This window comes from Flavobacterium quisquiliarum (genome assembly GCF_019308285.1).
In the GTDB taxonomy this organism is placed as follows: Bacteria; Bacteroidota; Bacteroidia; order Flavobacteriales; family Flavobacteriaceae; genus Flavobacterium; species Flavobacterium quisquiliarum.
On record NZ_WWEM01000035.1, the window covers coordinates 230,006 to 247,798 of the forward strand.

A 17,793-nucleotide genomic window follows, 5' to 3' on the forward strand; every position below is an offset into this window, starting at 1 on the left:
TATTTATTCATCAGATTTTCTCTTAAAATTCATGAAATTTCACAAAAATACACCTCTTGGATGTCGTAGTATTTTGATCTTTTATTGAATCTAAATAATACTCAAAAAACTCCTTTAAAGGCTTTAAAAAACGCCAAAAGCATTCTTTTTGCAAAGATTTCAAAACTAACAATTATTACTATTTTTATCCATTTTGTTAGATTTTTTCAATCAAATTCTTATATTTTATATTGATTTTGAGATAAATTTGCAAACTATTAAAACAAAAAACAAACAAGAAAAATTAAAGCCGAAAAAGAAAAAGCAAATCCGTTTCTTAATCATTTTTCTGTCAAAATTTAATCTACAAAAGCGGTTTCGCAATTTGTAAATTAGTTTGGGTATCGTATATAATGAAATATCGAAATTGACGCTTTTTGATCTTTTTTTACTTTTGTTTTGCTATTATAATGAACAGGGAATTGCTGTGGTTATAGAAATTACAATTAAAAAAAATAAAAAATGAGTAAGACATTATTTGACAAAGTATGGGATTCACATGTAGTGCGTAAAATTGAAGATGGGCCAGATGTGTTTTTTATTGACCGCCATTTCATTCATGAAGTTACGAGTCCTGTTGCTTTTTTAGGATTAAAATCAAGAGGCGTTAACGTTTTATACCCACAGCGTACTTTTGCAACTGCCGACCACAATACACCAACCATAAACCAACATTTACCAGTTCAAGATCCGCTTTCTGCTAATCAGCTTCAAGCTCTTGAAGATAACGCTAACGAATACGGAATTTCGCACTGGGGATTAGGTCACCAAAAAAATGGAATTGTACACGTAGTTGGCCCTGAAAACGGAATTACTTTGCCAGGTGCTACTATTGTATGTGGAGATTCGCATACGTCTACTCACGGTGCTTTTGGAGCTATCGCTTTTGGTATTGGAACATCTGAGGTTGAAATGGTACTTTCTACGCAATGTATCATGCAGCCTAAACCAAAGAAAATGCGTATCAATGTAAATGGTAAATTGAGCAAAGGTGTTGGTCCAAAAGACGTTGCACTTTATATTATTGCTCAATTAACTACTTCTGGAGGTACAGGATATTTTGTTGAATATGCTGGTGATGTTTTTGAAAACATGACTATGGAAGGCCGTATGACAGTTTGCAACTTAAGTATCGAAATGGGTGCTCGTGGAGGAATGATTGCTCCTGACCAAACTACTTTCGACTTCCTTGAAGGAAGACTATACGCTCCAAAAGGAGAAGCTTGGACAAAAGCTGTTGAATACTGGAAAACTCTTAAAACAGATGCTGATGCTGTGTTTGATGCTGAATTAAACATCAAAGCCGAAGATATCGAACCAATGATTACTTATGGTACTAACCCAGGAATGGGAATTGGTATCACAAAACATATCCCAAGTGCAAACCAAGTTGAAGGTGGTGAGGAAACTTACAAAAAATCTTTAGCTTATATGGGCTTCAACGAAGATGACGTAATGATCGGAAAACAAATCGATTATGTTTTCTTAGGAAGTTGTACAAACGGACGTATTGAAGATTTTAGAGCTTTCGCTGAAATTGTAAAAGGAAGAAAAAAAGCAGATAATGTTACCGCTTGGTTAGTTCCGGGTTCTCACGTTGTTGAAGCTCAGATTAAAGAAGAAGGTATTTTAGATATTCTGACAGAAGCTGGTTTCGTATTACGTCAGCCGGGTTGTTCTGCTTGTTTAGCAATGAACGACGATAAAGTTCCTGCTGGTAAATATGCAGTAAGTACTTCAAACAGAAACTTTGAAGGTCGTCAAGGTCCTGGTTCAAGAACTTTATTAGCAAGTCCAATTATGGCTGCTGCAGCTGCTGTTACAGGAAAACTAACAGATCCAAGAGAACTGTTCTAGTCAATGACGATGGCAATAACAATTTCAAAAATTCAATAAAATTGTTTTTAGATTTAATATAGATTCTCATTTTCAGAAAATCTAAAATCTAAAATCCAAAAATCTAAAATTAAAATGGCATACGATAAATTTAACATACTTACTAGCAGCGCAGTGCCGTTGCCAATTGAGAACGTAGATACAGATCAAATCATTCCGGCTCGTTTCTTAAAAGCTACAAAACGTGAAGGTTTTGGAGACAACCTTTTTAGAGACTGGAGATACAATGGAGACGATACTCCAAAATCAGATTTCGTTTTAAACAATCCAACTTACAGTGGAAAAATTCTTGTTGGAGGAAAAAACTTCGGTTCAGGATCTTCAAGAGAGCACGCTGCTTGGGCGGTTTACGATTATGGATTCCGTGCTGTAGTTTCTAGTTTCTTTGCTGATATCTTCAAAGGAAATTGTTTAAATATTGGTGTTTTGCCAGTACAAATCAGCCCAGAATTTTTGGCTAATATTTTCAAAGCTATCGAAGCTGATCCAAAAACAGAATTAGAAATCAATCTTCCAAACCAAACGATTACTTTATTGTCAACTGGTGAACAAGAATCATTCGCTATTAACGGTTACAAAAAAAATAACATGATTAATGGCTTTGACGATATTGATTATTTACAAAACATGAAAGAAGATATTAAGGCTTTCGCCGATAAACTTCCTTACTAATAGCAATACCATTTAGTCTATTAGACCCGGCAGGCTTCAAAAACCAGTCGGGTCTTTCTAGAATATAGAACGCGGGTAAAACAGATTTGCTATCGCAAAAACGCGGATTAACGCAGATTTTATTTTAATAAAAAAATCCGTTTTATCAGCGTCTTCGCAAAGCGAATCCGTAAAATCAGCGTCAAAAAAATAGAATATGTTTATCTGTTACATTCAAACAGTTAGAAATTAGAAATATCAATATGGAAAAAAGAAAAATTGAAATAATGGATACGACACTCCGTGATGGTGAACAAACCTCAGGAGTATCATTTTCTGCTGCAGAAAAACTAACCATTGCGCAATTGTTGTTGGAGGAATTAAATATTGATAGAATCGAAATTGCTTCGGCACGCGTAAGCGAAGGAGAATTTCAGGCTGTAAAAGGCATTACTTCATGGGCCGAAGAACGTGGCTACATCAACAGAATTGAAGTGCTGACGTTTGTTGACGGTGGTGTTTCAATTGACTGGATGAAAAAAGCCGGTGCCAAAGTGCAGAATTTGTTGACCAAAGGCTCAATGAATCACTTAAAGCATCAATTAAAAAAAACTCCAGAACAGCATTTTTCCGAAATTGCTCAAATCATTTCTTTAGCTAAAGAAAACAATATTGAAACCAATGTTTACCTGGAAGACTGGAGCAACGGAATGCGAAATTCTCAAGATTATGTTTTTCAGTTTCTTGATTTCTTAGCAACACAGCCAATAAAAAGAGTTTTACTTCCTGATACTTTAGGTGTTTTAATTCCGTCTCTGACTTTTGAATTTATATCAAAAATCAGAGCAAAATATCCAAACATTCATTTTGATTTCCATGCACACAACGATTACGATTTAAGTATTGCGAATGTTATGGAAGCCATAAAAGCGGGAATAAACGGGCTTCATGTAACGGTAAACGGAATGGGAGAACGTGCAGGAAATGCGCCACTTGAAAGCACTGTTGCAGTAATTAACGATTATTTGCCAGAAGTAAAAATCAATGTTAAGGAAACGTCTTTATATTCTGTAAGTAAGCTTGTTGAAACTTTTACTGGATATAGAATTCCTGCGAATAAGCCAATTGTAGGAGATAATGTTTTTACTCAAACAGCCGGAATTCATGCTGATGGAGACAACAAAAACAATCTTTATTTTAATGATTTGCTTCCAGAACGTTTTGGAAGAAAAAGAAAATATGCCCTAGGAAAGACTTCTGGAAAAGCCAATATTGAAAAAAATCTTCAGGAATTAGGTTTAAAACTAAACAACGAAGATTTGAAATTGGTTACCCAAAGAATTATCGAACTAGGCGACAAAAAAGAAACCGTAACAAAAGAAGATCTTCCATACATTATTTCAGATGTTTTGGACAGTCATACTTATGAAGAAAAAATTACTATAAATTCTTACATGCTGGTTCATTCTAAAGGAATGCGACCATCTACGACTTTATCTTTAAATTTAAACGGAGAAATAATCGAAGAAAACGCACAAGGAGACGGTCAGTTTGATGCTTTTATGAATGCTTTATCCAAGATTTACAAAAGCAAAAAATTAACACTTCCAAAATTGATCGATTATGCAGTAAGAATCCCTCCAGGAAGTAGTTCTGACGCTTTGTGCGAAACCATTATCACATGGGTCAACAATGGAAAAGAATTCAAAACCCGCGGTTTAGATTCAGATCAAACTGTGGCAGCGATTATTGCGACACAAAAAATGCTTAACATTATAACTTAATAATAGTTACAAAGGTTCAAAGTGACAAAGCAACAAAGGTCTATTACCTGCTTTTAAAACTTTGAACCTTTGCAACTTTGTCACTTTGAACCTTAATAACACATATAGAATGAAATTAAACATAGCCCTTTTAGCCGGAGACGGAATCGGACCAGAAGTAATAAATGAAGCTGTAAAAGTATCTGATGCTATTGCAAAAAAATTCGGACATGAAATCACTTGGAAACCAGCTTTAACTGGTGCCGCTGCAATTGATGCTGTAGGCGAGCCTTATCCAGATGCAACACACGAAGTTTGTAAAAATGCTGATGCTGTTCTTTTTGGAGCAATTGGCCACCCTAAATATGATAACGATCCTTCTGCACCTGTAAGACCAGAACAAGGTTTACTAAAAATGCGTAAAGCATTAGGTTTGTTTGCAAACGTAAGACCAACTTTTACATTCCCTTCTTTATTAGATAAATCTCCTTTAAAAAGAGAAAGAATCGAAGGAACTGATTTAGTATTCTTAAGAGAGTTAACTGGCGGGATTTACTTTGGTGAAAAAGGAAGAAAAGATAATGGAGATACTGCTTACGACAATTGCGTTTACACAAGAGCTGAAGTACAGCGTTTAGCAAAAAAAGGTTTCGAATTAGCAATGACACGTTCTAAAAAATTATGCTGCGTTGACAAAGCAAACGTTTTGGAAACTTCACGTTTATGGAGAGAAACAGTTCAGGCAATGGAAAAAGATTATCCAGAGGTTGAAGTTAGTTACGAATTTGTTGATGCGGTTGCTATGCGTTTGGTTCAATGGCCAAACTCTTATGATGTATTAATTACTGAAAACTTATTTGGAGATATTTTAACAGATGAAGCTTCTGTAATTTCTGGCTCTATGGGATTAATGCCTTCTGCTTCTATGGGAGCTGAAGTATCTTTGTTTGAACCGATTCACGGTTCTTACCCACAAGCTACAGGATTAAACATAGCAAATCCAATGGCTACTATTTTATCTGCTGCTATGATGTTCGAAAACTTCGGATTGATGGAAGAAGGAAAAGCAATGAGAGATGCTGTAAACAAAGCTTTAGAAGCTGGAGTAGTTACTGAAGATTTAGCCAATGGCGGCAAAGCATACGGTACTAAAGAAGTTGGTGACTGGTTAGCTGCGAATGTATAATTAAAGAAATCGTAGAGATGCACCGCAGTGCGTCTTCTCGTTATATTAGACGCACTGCGGTGCGCCTCTAAAAAAAGGGATCAACTTTCGTTGATCCCTTTTATATTTTAGAAAAAAAATACTAATATCCTCCTCTGTTTCCGCGATCATTTCCACGGTTGTTGTTTCCATAACCACCACCACGATTATTTCCTCCGCTGCGGTTGTTATTGAAACTTCTTCTTTCGCCTTCTGGTTTTGGCTCTGATTTATTTACTACAATTGCACGTCCTTGAACAGTTGCACCGTTCAATTCATCAATTGCTTTTTGCGCTTCCGCATCGTTTGGCATTTCTACAAAACCAAAACCTTTGCTTCTTCCAGTAAATTTATCAGTAATAATTTTAACAGAATCTACTGTTCCATAAACCTCAAAAGATTCTCTTAAATCTGCTTCCTCAATACTGAACGGAAGGCTTCCAACAAAAATATTCATAGATATTTATTTATAATAAGAGGCAAATGTAGTCTTATTTATATCTAATCTACCATGTTATGAGTTTATTTAAGTTTTTATTCTGATTTAATGAAGTTCAAAGCAACAGATTAATTGCTAACAGGTACAAAGTTTCCTCCCGGTTCCACTGGAATTTTATAAAAAACACCTTCCGAAAAATGCATTGTTTGTTTTTCGACATCGGAACTAACATTAACTGCTGTAAATTTAAATGTTCCCGAAATAGTATTATCAACCGTATTATATTCTGTCACAACAACTTCTCCATTTCCTTTACCTGTTCCAGTACTAAATTCTGCTTCTTGTCCTTTATAAGTGTTTTTATAAATAGCTTTTATATCATCATTTATTCCTAAGGCAAACGTTTCTTCAGCTGGTTCAGAAAGCTGAAATTTTATCTGCTCATAACCTAAAGAACCTTCAATAATAAAAAAACCATTCGTTTCGGTTCCAGCTTTATATACTTGGGCTCTCCAAAAAGTATTATCTTTTAAGGTTTGAAAAGCAGGATTATTAAATTTTATATCTTCTTCACAAGAAGCAAAAACAGTTAAAATCACTAAAAAGTAGAAATATTTCTTCATATATTAAGATGAATTTAATGCAAAAGTACCGCTTAACTTGAAATTTTATTCTAAAATAAACCAAAAAAACATTCAAAAGATAATAAAAATCAATCTTATATACATTTTATATGGTTAGAAACGCATTATTAACAAAAAAATTATATCTTTGCGCCCTTAATTAATAGAGGTCGAGTACCTCAAAATTTAATCACTAGATTATGTCAGTAAAAATTAGATTACAAAGACACGGTAAAAAAGGAAAACCTTTTTACTGGGTAGTAGCTGCAGATGCACGCTCAAAAAGAGATGGTAGATACTTAGAGAAAATCGGTACTTACAATCCAAACACTAACCCAGCAACTGTTGAGTTAAACCTTGACAGCGCAGTTAAATGGTTACACAATGGTGCTCAACCAACTGATACTGCTAGAGCTATCCTTTCTTACAAAGGTGCTTTATTGAAACACCACCTTGATGGAGGTATTCGTAAGGGAGCTTTAACTCAAGAACAAGCTGACGCTAAATTAGCTGCTTGGTTAGAGGCTAAAGCTGGAAAAGTTGATGCTAAAAAAGATGGTTTATCAAAAGCACAAGCTGATGTTAAAGCTAAAGCTTTAAAAGCTGAAAAAGAAGTTAACGCTAAACGTGTTGCTGATGCTGCCGCTGCACAAGCTGAAGCTGCTGCCGCTGCACAAGCTGCTGAGGCTACAGAAGAAGTTGCTGAAGCAACTGAAGAAGCTCCTGCTGCTGAAGAGAATAACGAAACAACTGAAGCATAATTTTACTTAGCGATAATGCGTAAAGAAGACTGTTTTTATTTAGGTAAAATCGCTAAAAAATTTAGTTTCAAGGGTGAAGTTCTGATCTATTTAGACACAGACGAACCTGAGTTATACGAAAATCTGGAATCAGTGTTTGTTGAGCACAACAAACACTTGGTTCCTTTTTTTATTGAATCAAGCTCAATGCACAAAAACGACTTTCTTAGAGTTCGTTTTGAAGATGTAAATACCGAAGAAGATGCTGATGCTCTTGTTGGAAATGGTATTTATCTTCCTTTATCAATGTTGCCAAAACTTACTGGCAACAAATTCTACTATCACGAAGTTATTGGTTTTGAAATCGAAGACAAACGTTTAGGTGTTTTCGGAAAAATTACTTCTATTAATGACTCTTCTTCACAGCCTCTTTTTGAAGTTCTAAATGGCGAAGTAGAGATTTTAGTCCCAATGATTGATCAATTCCTTGTGAAAATTGATCGCGAAAACAAAAAAGTTATCATGAATCTTCCTGAAGGTCTTGTGGAGATGTATCTTTAGGTTTAAATTTCCAAATCTTAAATTCCAAATTCCAAGCCATAGCAACGTTAAATTCGGGCTTTTTTAAAACTCCAAATTCCCAAAAGAATACAATTTTTTCGACACTAATTTGAAAGAAAAAACTTTCTTTTTAATTCTTTTGTTTATATTTATTGTTTAATAAATTGGAATTTTATACTCATGATGAGTAAGCCATACAATCTAGAAGAAAGAACCTTTTTGTTTGCAAAAGAATGTAGAATCTATATTCGTACTCTACCTAAAACCACATCGAATATTGAAGATGGCAAACAATTAGTACGCTCCTCTGGTTCTGTTGGAGCAAATTACATTGAAGCAAATGAAAATCTTGGAGATAAAGATTTGTTATTTCGTCTTAAAATTGCACGAAAAGAAGCAAAAGAATCAAAATTTTGGCTTCAATTATTAAACGATTTAAATCCGGACCAAAAAGAATTGTCTGAATCTTTATTATTTGAAATTGAGGAGTTACGAAAAATTCTTTCTGCCATAATTACCAAAACTTCTAAGCTGTAAATTAATATTTAATCTTACTTTTGCAACTCAACAAAATTATCCACTTCAATTGAAATTTTCATTTTGAAATTTCTGCTCAATAATTGGAATTTGGTATTTAAAAAAATTGGTATTTTATTTTTATGTTTCAGTTTAAGCAATTCTCTATCAACCAGGATCGTTGTGCGATGAAAGTGGGCACAGATGGTGTTTTACTTGGTGCTTGGGCTCCTGTTTTTCATAATCCGTTTAGTGTTTTAGATATTGGCGCCGGAACTGGAATTATTGCTCTAATGCTGGCACAGAGAAGTTATGCGGAACAAATTGATGCTCTTGAAATTGATGAAGACGCTTATGAGCAAGCTGTAGAAAATTTTGAAGCTTCTCCTTGGGGAGATCGTTTATTTTGTTTTCATGCTGGTTTAGATGAATTTATTGAAGAACCTGAAGACGAATATGATTTGATTGTTTCAAATCCGCCTTTTTATGCTGAAGATTACAAAACTGAAGATGAACAGCGTGACCTAGCAAGATTTCAAGATGCAATGCCTTTTGAAGAAATTGTTGAAGCTGCTGATTTATTACTTTCTGAAAACGGAATTCTTGCCATAATTATTCCTTTTAAAGAAGAAGAAAAATTTATTGCTTTAGCCAAAGAAACTGAATTATATCCATTAAAAATTACCCGAGTAAAAGGCACTCCAAAATCAGAAATCAAACGAAGTTTACTGGCTTTTAGCCGAAAAGAAGTTTTTGAAATTGAAATCGACGAACTTGTTATCGAAATAGAAAGACACGTTTATACTCCAGAATATATTGAATTGACTAAGGATTTTTATTTGAAATTCTAAACCTGCTCAAATATACTCTTAAACTGATATAATATTCTTTGTAATAACCTTAAATCTTCTGTTACAATTTCGGCGCTTCCTTTCATTTCCTGCTGAAAAACAATCTGTTTATCATAAGAAGTTTTTAATCCGTTAGGAAGCGAAACATCAACGAGTAAATTCCCATCTTTATCCGGAACTAGGGAAATATTTTTGATTTCACCTTTCAGCACACCAAATTCGCGGTCTGGATAATTTGCCAAACGAATATTAACTCTCTGCCCTACTTTTATTTTTCCAGAATTTAAGGCTGGTGCTTTTACCTTTCCAACAAACCCATTTTTAGCATCAGGGATTATAGAAAAAACATTGTCGCCAACATTAATGGTTTGATTTTCATTCCAAACCTGAAGAAAAGTAACTACACCGCTCACGGACGATTTTAAGGTATAAGCTAACTCCCAGTCTTTTATTACTTTTTTTAACTGATAAAAAGACTGTGCCATGCTTCGTCCTAAGTTAACTTCTTCTCTAGTGCTATTTATCTGAGAATTCTGACTTGATTTTGTATTATCAATCAAAGATGATTTTAACTGAGAAATTGACGTTAAAAGGCCTCTATAATTCTTCTGCGCCTGCAAAAAACCCAGTTTTTTTACTTCCATATCCTGAGCCGAAATAATTCCTTTTTTAAATAAGGCTTCAAAACGGGCTATTTCATTTTTTTGCAGTTCCAATTCACTTTCATTAATCACTTTCTGTTGTTGCAGAATATCCAATCTTTCTTTCAACTGAATTTTCTCTGAGCTCTGAGCCCTGCTTTCCACATCAAAAGGATGAAGGCTTTCGTTTAATTGCTGCGCTTGATAATCTTTCTGGAAAACGGCAAAAGCACTTTCGATTTCGCCTAACTGTTTATTTTTCAATAACTCAAAAGAGAATGCTTTTCCTGAATTAATATCATAACTATCAACAACTTTCTTTAACAGAAAAACATCTTTATAATTGGCTGTATTTTCGATAATGGCCAGCGTACTGTTTTTTAAAACTTCTGATTTATCTTTAACCAAAATGACTTCAATTCTTCCAGAAGATTTTGAAACAATTTTCTCTGGCGGAATATTAGTTGTGATAATAATTTCTGCCTTTACTACATCAGGGTATTTAACAAACCATGACACAAAGAACAGCATAACAATAATAGCAAATATCAGAACTGTTCCCCATCGTATCATCCAATGTGGTACTTTGGTCAGAATGTCCTGAACTTCTTCACTTCTTAATTCAAAAGTATCTTTTTCTTCCACCATAATTAATTTCCTAACTGCAGCTGGTTTTTAACTAATTCAAAATAATTGCCTTTTTGCTCTACTAAAGCAGAATGATTCCCAATCTCAATAATTTTTCCTTTATCCAAAACTACAATCTGATCTGCATTCATCACCGTACTTAGTCGATGCGCAATTACAACTACTGTTTTATTCTCGAAAAAGAGATCCAGTTTTCTCATAATTTCTTTTTCATTATTGGCATCCAAAGCCGAAGTAGCCTCATCAAAAAACAAAATTTCTGGGTTTTTGTAAACTGCTCTTGCAATTAAAAGGCGCTGTTTTTGTCCTGTACTCATTCCAACTCCGTCTCCTCCTATTTTTGTATTATATCCTAAAGGAAGTCCGCCAATATATTCTTTAATATTAGCAACATCTGAAGCGTAAAGCAACCGTTCTTTATCTATCCGATCAACGCCGAGAGCAATATTATTGGCGATGGTATCACTAAAAATATAGCCTTCCTGCATTACCGCTCCAATATTTGACCTCCAGGCTTTCTGTGAAATATTCTTTAACTGTGTATTACCAATAGTCACTTCTCCTTTTTCAGGATCATAGAACTTCAAAAGCAGTTTCATCAGAGTTGTTTTTCCGCTGCCGCTGACGCCTACAATCGCAGTTACCTTTTTGGCTGGAATTATTAAGCTCAGATTATCCAATACTGGAATATCTGAACCTAGATAACGATAAGTAAGGTTTTTAATCTCAATATCAGCATCAAAAGGCACTTCACTTGTCTGATGCGCTTCCTGTTGCAATTCGTCTTCTTTTTGATGGATTTCGGATAATCTCGCCAACGAAATTTTAGCATCCTGAAACTCTCTTACAAATTCTATTAATTGTGTTATTGGCCCGTTTAAACTTCCTACGATGGCACTAATTGCCAACATCATACCGAGTGTTATCGAACCATCAATCACCAATTTCGCAGAAAGCAGAATAATAAATATGTTTTTTAATTCATTAATTACAGAAGAACCAATGGTCTGTGTCTGTTCTAGAATCAATCCTTTTATTGAAACCCTGAAAAGTCTTGCTTGTACATATTCCCAGCCCCATCTTTTTTGCTTTTCGGCATTATGAAGTTTTATTTCCTGCATGCCGTTAATAAGTTCCATTACTTTACTCTGCTCTTTCGAAACTTCTGCAAAACGCTTATAATCTAAAGCTTCTCTTCTTTTTAGAAACAATGTGATCCATCCGAAATAAAAAACACTGCCTACAAAGAATACCAAAAATATCTGTATATTGAAATAAGCTAAAACTGCTCCCATTACAAACATATTGATAACTGAGAAAAGAACATTTAAAGAAGAAGTAGTTAAGATCTTTTCGATACGGCCATGATCATTTATTCGCTGCATAATGTCTCCAGTCATTCGAACATCGAAAAAGGAAATCGGCAGATTCATCAGCTTTATAAAGAAATCTGAAATAAGAGAAATATTAACCCTCGTAGACAAATGCAGTAAAATCCAGCTTCTGATTAATTCTAAACCTGTTCTTCCTGCAAAAATAAACAACATTGCAAATAGAATTAAATAGATGAAGTTAATGTTCTGATTTTGGATTCCGACATCAACAATACTCTGGGTTAAAAAGGGAAAAATTAAATTGAGTAAACTGCTCGCCAAAAGTCCAATTGCAAGCTGAATTAAAAAGGATTTATATTGAAATAAATATTTGGATAGGAATCTAAAATCTAATCCTTTATTTTCTTCTTTCTCAAAATCTGATTCAAAAAAGACAGGAGTTGCCTCTATTAATAGTGCAATACCTTCTTTTGTAGTATCATCGGCATTATGACCAATCCAGAATTTTACAAAATCTTCTTTATTGTATTCTAAAAGTCCAAAAGCGGGATCCGAAATATAATATTTGTCTTTTTTTATTTTATGAAGGACAACATAATGATCTTTATTCCAATGAAGAATACATGGAAGAGGAGCTTCCTCTATTCTCTGAACTGATAATTTTACTCCTAAAGTCCTAAAACCAATTTTTTCGGCAGCATCGCTCAAAAAAAGCAAATTACTTCCTTCGCGAGTTGTTTCGCTGAAATCTCTCAACTCTTGAATATTGATTGTTTTGCCGTAATATTTAGCTATGATCTTTAAACATGTCGGACCGCAATCTTTATTATCGGCTTGTCTATAATGAGGGAATCTCTTCAATTTCTTTTGATTTATTCAAGACTAATGTAGGAAAAAAAATTCTTGTTAATCTATAAAAAAACAGAGAAGATATAAATCTTCTCTGTTTGGGTATTTATAAACAAATTACCAGCAACACAATTTCTTTAGGACATGGCCGCGGTTTTACCCTAACCAAATAAAATCAAACCCAGCGGCCAACTCCTAAGAATCTCAGTACCAATCATCAATACTGAGAAAATGCTCAATGTTCCACGATCGAGCGCCTATACATTCAAAAAAAACATGACTAAATTCTAAATAAGGCTATATCGTATTACTTTTAAAAAAGTTAAAAATCAACAACAAAGACGACTTGTATCACAAATACCTGAGAGTGTATTTATTGGACACTTTTCGCCTGATGGTATTAATATGCATCCTGCTTCAATAGCATGAATCCAGCACTCTGGAATTCCTCCTCTCATAGTTTTCAGCTCATTTCTCGATATAATTTGAGCACCATTGAGATTTAAAATTTTATTCAACATATTAATGACACAATTTTTAATAGTAACAGAGCATTTTAAAACTCTGTTACTATAGAAATATTAAAATTAGCAAGCATAGTTTTTTTCAGCAACAGCATTGTAACAATTAGGCTCAGTGCTTTCGCCTCCTAAAATGTTTTTCTGCTCTTTTTTTGTAAGCTTTTTAGTTTCTTTACTTTTTAAAATCTTTTCTAACATAATTGGTTATTTACGTTTTTTGGGCAAGCCTCAAAAATTTGGGAAAATATCTGAGGCATTAAATCTTCAGTCTTAACAGCTTCCGACATAATTGTTTGGCACACAACTCCAATAAGCTGGAACTGTTCCAAATTCTGTACATCTCTTAGCTTTAAATCCTTCCTCACAAATAGGAGCATTACCTCCATTTATTGTTTTTTGCTCGTTAGCAGTCAATTCTACTGCACCTTTTAATTTCAAGATATTTTTTAACATAACTGCAGGTATTTGGGGTTACTATTTTTTTCTTTATGCTGTTCTTTCTAACACTTGAACTTCATCAATAAAATCATTCAAGAAATATTTCAATTCGTTCAGTTCATATTCATTTGGAAATAATCTCTCATTTACAATTTTAACTGGTGTATAGTTAAAGTTATTCATCGAGCACCAGTCATATTGTTTTTGAATTTCCTGACTGATCATCATACTAACTGAATCAACATGCCATTTTTTGAGCCATTTTTTATAGGCCATTCTTTTAATATACCAATCAGAAATTGCCTCAACAGTTTTCCCAGGAGTTGTTCTATTAATCGTTAATAGCCTTTCAACAATTGCTTTATATGGATTATCATTATTCTCTGGATTAATATTAAAAAGAACGTTTAAAAAAATTCTATCTGGATATTTCATTACTAGCTCAAAAGCCTCCTGAAATGTTTTATAACAATGTCCACAACTAGGACTAATTATAATAGAAAGTTTTACAGCTGCATTTCTATTACCAAAATTTAGACCTCTTAAGTCTTCAAATCCTTTTGTATATTTTACTTTTTTAGACAAGAAGTTTAATAGGGAATAATTTCTTTTAAACTTTTTAAGTTCTTTCAGTGAGTTTTCATTATCAAGCAGTTTTTTAATCATCACCTTTACAGCCGCCCAAATAGGAATTAACAGTAATAAAGAGAAAGTGTATGGAAAAACATCTTTAAAACTAAAACTCAACGTAAAAAGATCTGATGAAAACCATATAACGCTTTGCACTACAATTAATAATGATACTGCTAAACACATTACACACCATTTTTGAATTTCAAACTTCTGAATCCAAATAGAACAAACCACTACTGGAATTGCTAACAAGCTTAAAAATCCAACAAATATTGCTGAGCTTAAAGGCTGAACCAAAATTGCAATAATGCTTGAACTAAAGAAAAGCAATGGTAAATCTGAAAAACTTAACCATCTATTTGCAATGTCGTCATTAAAACTTATAACAGAGTGACAAGAAGAGTTAGAACTTAGATTACAAAATTTTGAAATTACAGTGTTTTTAACACCCCATTTTTGCTGTACAATAAATATGCTTACAATTAGACCTAATATTGAGGTCCCTAAGAAAATAGTGCTAAACAAATTAAATCCGTTATAAAAAAAAGATAGTCCTGCGAGAAGCACTAATGGAAGAAAATATTTCAACCAATTATATTCTACTTTTAGGTTCTCTCTTGCAACAACATTATTTGGTTCAATTGCAACAATTACTCCATTCCAATCTAAAAGAAATTTATCATACGATAATTTTTGGCTTCCTTTTTTCAATGTTGTAATTCGAACACCATTTTTAATCTTTTCAACCAGGATTAATTCCTCTTTAAAATAAGCCAAAAAATTAGATGGCAGATCCACAATTTGCTCTTTTGAAACTCTCACTGCCGCATTCTCTACAGAAAGCAAATCAAACGAATCTGTAATAGCAAATAAACTTGGATAATTTGGATGAGATAAAAACAGATCCTTGAACTCATTTTTTATGTCTGAGTACTTGTTGATTTGTAAAAATTTTTGGACCAGTTTTAACATCACTTTTTATCGATTTAAAATCATAATTACACTGCAAAGATTGGGGTTTTTATTGATAAAAATCGCATGCATGTATACATTTTATTAATTATACCACATACAATTTATAAATTATACCAAGTATACTAAACACAATAAACACCTGTAAAACAAATAGTTATGGTTGTGTTTTTTTATTTAAAACTTCTAAAAGCCTATTTTCGATTAACGGCTATGCTTTTTATCTAGTTTTGGAAAAGCAATAATCCAAACATCAAAAAACATGAAAAAACGGCCTTAAAAATTAAATGATTTTAAAGTAAAAAGATCATAAAAATGAGGACAGAAAATGACAAAAAAATAGTCAAAAAAATGTCTGAATTGAAACAAAAATTCTCCCAAAAAACATAAAAAGCAGATCATTATTTTGAAAGCTTAAACTTACAATAAGAGATTAATTTTTTCTGCTTTTTAATCCAAAAATAAACCCAGAATTTCAAAACATAAACCAAAATTTGACGCACAATTTTAGCGCATTTGACTCAATTGCCTAAAAATATTTATGAAAGATTAATAGTACAAAAAAACTGAACTTAAAAATAAATAAAGATGAAAAATAGAACATTCACATTAAGCGATTTCGAAGTAGAAAAAATAAGCAGAGAAGCACAAAAAATAGTAAAAGGTGGCGTAACAACAACTCCTTCAGAAGAACCAAACCCGCTTAATAACCGTGGTGGAAACGGAAATGGTTAATGACCATTTAAAATCATAAAAAGCAATAAACGTAATTTCTAAAAAAAAGACACATGAAAAAAAATACACTAAAAATAGCAGACTTTCAATTTGAAAAAATAAGCCAAGAAGCGCAAAAAACAGTAAAAGGTGGCGTAACAACAACGCCTTTGGAAGAACCAAATCCGCTTAATAATGGAGGAGGAAACGGAAATGGTTAATTACCATCTTAAATCATAAAAATTAATAAAGCAATCCAAAAAAAAAGACACATGAAAAATAATTCACTAAAAATAGCAGACTTTCAATTTGAAAAAATAAGCAGAGAAGCACAAAGAACGGTAAAAGGAGGCGTAACAACAACACCGCCGGAAGAACCAAATCCGCTTAATAACCGTGGTGGAAACGGAAACGGTTAATTACGCTCTTAAATCATAAAAATTAATAAAGTAATCCAAAAAAAAAGACACATGAAAAATAATTCACTGAAGATAGCAGACTTTCAATTTGAAAAAATAAGCAGAGAAGCACAAAGAACTGTAAAAGGAGGCGATACAACAACACCGGAAGAACCAAACCCGCTTAATAACCGTGGTGGAAACGGAAACGGTTAATCATCCTAAATAATGAAGATCAATTAAAATAATCCAAAAAAGAAAAAAATATGAAAAATAATTCACTGAAAATAGCAGACTTTCAATTTGAAAAAATAAGCAGAGAATCCCAGAGAACGGTAAAAGGCGGTGATACAACAACCCCGCCGGAAGAACCAAACCCGCTTAATAATGGAGGAGGAAACGGAAACGGTTAGTTATCATCTTAAATCATAAAAATTAATAAAGTAATCCAAAAAAGAAAAAATTATGAAAAATAATTCACTGAAAATCACAGATTTCCAAATAGAAAAAATAAGCAGAGAATCCCAGAGAACGGTAAAAGGCGGTGATACAATAACTCCGCCAGAACAACCAAACCCGCTTAATAATGGAGGAGGAAACGGAAATGGTTAAAAAATTCAGCTCTAAATATTGTTCGCAAATTGAGCTGGAGATACTCCAGTTCTTTTGCGAAATGATTTTGCAAAAGAAACAGCATTCTTAAAACCAACACTTTCGGCAATTGCCTGAGTAGAATATTTACGATATAAATGATTGGTAATCATTTGATTAATAACATAATTAATCTTTAGTTCGTTAGAATACTCTCCGAAAGATTTACCAAATCTTTTATTCACCACATAAGATAGATAAGTAGTATTTGTTTTGATCTTTTTCGCGGCATAAGATAGCGTAAAATCAGCATTTAAATATTCTAATTTTTCTTCCAGAGCCAAAAGTTTTTCTACAATTTTATTTTCTTTGGCCTCATCAATACTCAAATTTGCATTTTCCTTTTTGAGCAGAGACTCTTCTAATTCAGGAACTTCTAAAACTACAGGTTTTTCAATTGTTTTCTCAATTTCTTTCTTCTCTAAATTAGCTTTAAATTCTTCAATTAAAGCATTCATTTTTTTCTGTGCTTTATTTTTATCCCGAATGTTTTTAATTAAAAAAAAGACAATTGCTACCACCAAAATAACATAGAAAACTTTAAGTGCTTTATTCCATAAGACTTCATATTTATATTTCTCCTGAATACTTACCATCTCTTCACTAAGATTAGCAGTACCTAGTTTATAATTAACGTCTAAGGCTTCTTCTCTCAATTCTCCTTCATATTTTTCGTAGGCATCTAAATATAATTTAGAATGCTTAAAAGCC

At 33.1% G+C, this 17,793-nt stretch carries 22 protein-coding genes; 14 read left to right on the forward strand and 8 right to left on the reverse strand.

Going from position 1 to position 17,793, the window contains the following annotated elements; all coding sequences use genetic code 11:
• Window positions 1-501 precede the first annotated feature (501 nt).
• The 4 genes from leuC to leuB all read left to right on the forward strand — a co-directional run bounded on the left by leuC (window position 502) and on the right by leuB (window position 5,535).
• Window positions 502-1,896, forward strand: coding sequence for a 3-isopropylmalate dehydratase large subunit (gene leuC / locus GSY47_RS18330; RefSeq protein ID WP_179003913.1), 1,395 nt, complete (start codon window positions 502-504; stop codon window positions 1,894-1,896).
• A 114-nt stretch (window positions 1,897-2,010) separates the two neighbouring features.
• Entirely contained in the window at window positions 2,011-2,607 is a 597-nt protein-coding gene (gene leuD, locus GSY47_RS18335; RefSeq protein ID WP_179003912.1) for a 3-isopropylmalate dehydratase small subunit, read from the forward strand.
• Window positions 2,608-2,849: 242 nt separating this feature from the next.
• Window positions 2,850-4,370, forward strand: coding sequence for an alpha-isopropylmalate synthase regulatory domain-containing protein (locus GSY47_RS18340; RefSeq protein WP_179003911.1), 1,521 nt, complete (start codon window positions 2,850-2,852; stop codon window positions 4,368-4,370).
• Between the two features lie 109 nt (window positions 4,371-4,479).
• Window positions 4,480-5,535: a 3-isopropylmalate dehydrogenase gene (leuB, locus tag GSY47_RS18345; RefSeq protein ID WP_177211264.1), complete on the forward strand. Its 1,056-nt coding sequence runs from the start codon at window positions 4,480-4,482 to the stop codon at window positions 5,533-5,535.
• Between the two features lie 121 nt (window positions 5,536-5,656).
• Here leuB and GSY47_RS18350 read toward each other — a convergent pair whose 3' ends face one another.
• Window positions 5,657-6,010: an RNA recognition motif domain-containing protein gene (locus GSY47_RS18350; protein ID WP_179003910.1), complete on the reverse strand. Its 354-nt coding sequence runs from the start codon at window positions 6,008-6,010 to the stop codon at window positions 5,657-5,659.
• Window positions 6,011-6,120: 110 nt separating this feature from the next.
• Window positions 6,121-6,615 carry a DUF6252 family protein gene (locus tag GSY47_RS18355; protein WP_179003909.1) on the reverse strand — a complete coding sequence of 165 codons (495 nt, stop codon included), beginning with the start codon at window positions 6,613-6,615 and terminating at the stop codon, window positions 6,121-6,123.
• A 200-nt stretch (window positions 6,616-6,815) separates the two neighbouring features.
• On the opposite strand from GSY47_RS18355, the gene GSY47_RS18360 reads away from it, so the two are divergent.
• The 4 genes from GSY47_RS18360 (at window position 6,816) to GSY47_RS18375 (ending at window position 9,283) form a co-directional block, all read left to right on the forward strand.
• Window positions 6,816-7,376, forward strand: coding sequence for a 30S ribosomal protein S16 (locus GSY47_RS18360; protein ID WP_179003908.1), 561 nt, complete (start codon window positions 6,816-6,818; stop codon window positions 7,374-7,376).
• Between the two features lie 15 nt (window positions 7,377-7,391).
• Window positions 7,392-7,916 (forward strand): ribosome maturation factor RimM, encoded by a 525-nt coding sequence (gene rimM, locus GSY47_RS18365; protein ID WP_179003907.1) that lies wholly within the window; start codon window positions 7,392-7,394, stop codon window positions 7,914-7,916.
• Between the two features lie 180 nt (window positions 7,917-8,096).
• The gene (locus GSY47_RS18370) at window positions 8,097-8,453 is read left to right on the forward strand and encodes a four helix bundle protein (protein WP_246611353.1); all 357 of its coding nucleotides are present in this window, start codon (window positions 8,097-8,099) and stop codon (window positions 8,451-8,453) included.
• Between the two features lie 122 nt (window positions 8,454-8,575).
• Window positions 8,576-9,283 (forward strand): tRNA1(Val) (adenine(37)-N6)-methyltransferase, encoded by a 708-nt coding sequence (locus tag GSY47_RS18375; RefSeq protein WP_179003906.1) that lies wholly within the window; start codon window positions 8,576-8,578, stop codon window positions 9,281-9,283.
• Here the strand turns inward: GSY47_RS18375 and GSY47_RS18380 are convergent.
• The 5 genes from GSY47_RS18380 to GSY47_RS18395 all read right to left on the reverse strand — a co-directional run bounded on the left by GSY47_RS18380 (window position 9,280) and on the right by GSY47_RS18395 (window position 15,319).
• Window positions 9,280-10,572 (reverse strand): HlyD family secretion protein, encoded by a 1,293-nt coding sequence (locus GSY47_RS18380; RefSeq protein WP_179003905.1) that lies wholly within the window; start codon window positions 10,570-10,572, stop codon window positions 9,280-9,282. The two genes, GSY47_RS18375 and GSY47_RS18380, sit on opposite strands and share 4 nt — an antisense overlap.
• A gap of 2 nt (window positions 10,573-10,574) precedes the next feature.
• Window positions 10,575-12,767, reverse strand: coding sequence for a peptidase domain-containing ABC transporter (locus tag GSY47_RS18385; protein WP_179003904.1), 2,193 nt, complete (start codon window positions 12,765-12,767; stop codon window positions 10,575-10,577).
• Between the two features lie 575 nt (window positions 12,768-13,342).
• On the reverse strand, window positions 13,343-13,474 hold the full coding sequence (locus GSY47_RS26320) for a hypothetical protein (protein WP_256871097.1): 132 nt from the start codon (window positions 13,472-13,474) through the stop codon (window positions 13,343-13,345).
• Window positions 13,475-13,546: 72 nt separating this feature from the next.
• The gene (locus tag GSY47_RS18390; RefSeq protein WP_091490610.1) at window positions 13,547-13,729 is read right to left on the reverse strand and encodes a hypothetical protein; all 183 of its coding nucleotides are present in this window, start codon (window positions 13,727-13,729) and stop codon (window positions 13,547-13,549) included.
• 33 nt (window positions 13,730-13,762) lie between these two features.
• Window positions 13,763-15,319 (reverse strand): vitamin K epoxide reductase family protein, encoded by a 1,557-nt coding sequence (locus GSY47_RS18395; RefSeq protein ID WP_219071502.1) that lies wholly within the window; start codon window positions 15,317-15,319, stop codon window positions 13,763-13,765.
• A gap of 588 nt (window positions 15,320-15,907) precedes the next feature.
• Between GSY47_RS18395 and GSY47_RS18400 the strand changes: the two genes are divergently transcribed.
• Genes GSY47_RS18400 through GSY47_RS18425 form a run of 6 tightly spaced genes read left to right on the forward strand, consistent with a single transcriptional unit; the run spans window position 15,908 to window position 17,043 of the window.
• Complete coding sequence (locus tag GSY47_RS18400; protein ID WP_179003903.1) at window positions 15,908-16,054, forward strand: hypothetical protein; 147 nt, start codon at window positions 15,908-15,910, stop codon at window positions 16,052-16,054.
• 53 nt (window positions 16,055-16,107) lie between these two features.
• On the forward strand, window positions 16,108-16,254 hold the full coding sequence (locus GSY47_RS18405) for an rSAM-modified peptide (protein WP_179003902.1): 147 nt from the start codon (window positions 16,108-16,110) through the stop codon (window positions 16,252-16,254).
• 51 nt (window positions 16,255-16,305) lie between these two features.
• On the forward strand, window positions 16,306-16,452 hold the full coding sequence (locus GSY47_RS18410) for an rSAM-modified peptide (protein ID WP_179003901.1): 147 nt from the start codon (window positions 16,306-16,308) through the stop codon (window positions 16,450-16,452).
• A 51-nt stretch (window positions 16,453-16,503) separates the two neighbouring features.
• On the forward strand, window positions 16,504-16,647 hold the full coding sequence (locus tag GSY47_RS18415) for an rSAM-modified peptide (RefSeq protein WP_179003900.1): 144 nt from the start codon (window positions 16,504-16,506) through the stop codon (window positions 16,645-16,647).
• A 50-nt stretch (window positions 16,648-16,697) separates the two neighbouring features.
• Window positions 16,698-16,844 carry an rSAM-modified peptide gene (locus GSY47_RS18420; RefSeq protein ID WP_179003899.1) on the forward strand — a complete coding sequence of 49 codons (147 nt, stop codon included), beginning with the start codon at window positions 16,698-16,700 and terminating at the stop codon, window positions 16,842-16,844.
• A 52-nt stretch (window positions 16,845-16,896) separates the two neighbouring features.
• Window positions 16,897-17,043, forward strand: coding sequence for an rSAM-modified peptide (locus GSY47_RS18425; protein WP_179003898.1), 147 nt, complete (start codon window positions 16,897-16,899; stop codon window positions 17,041-17,043).
• A gap of 11 nt (window positions 17,044-17,054) precedes the next feature.
• Here the strand turns inward: GSY47_RS18425 and GSY47_RS26455 are convergent, their stop codons facing one another.
• Window positions 17,055-17,411, reverse strand: coding sequence for a helix-turn-helix domain-containing protein (locus GSY47_RS26455; protein ID WP_379786692.1), 357 nt, complete (start codon window positions 17,409-17,411; stop codon window positions 17,055-17,057).
• Window positions 17,412-17,793: the final 382 nt, after the last annotated feature.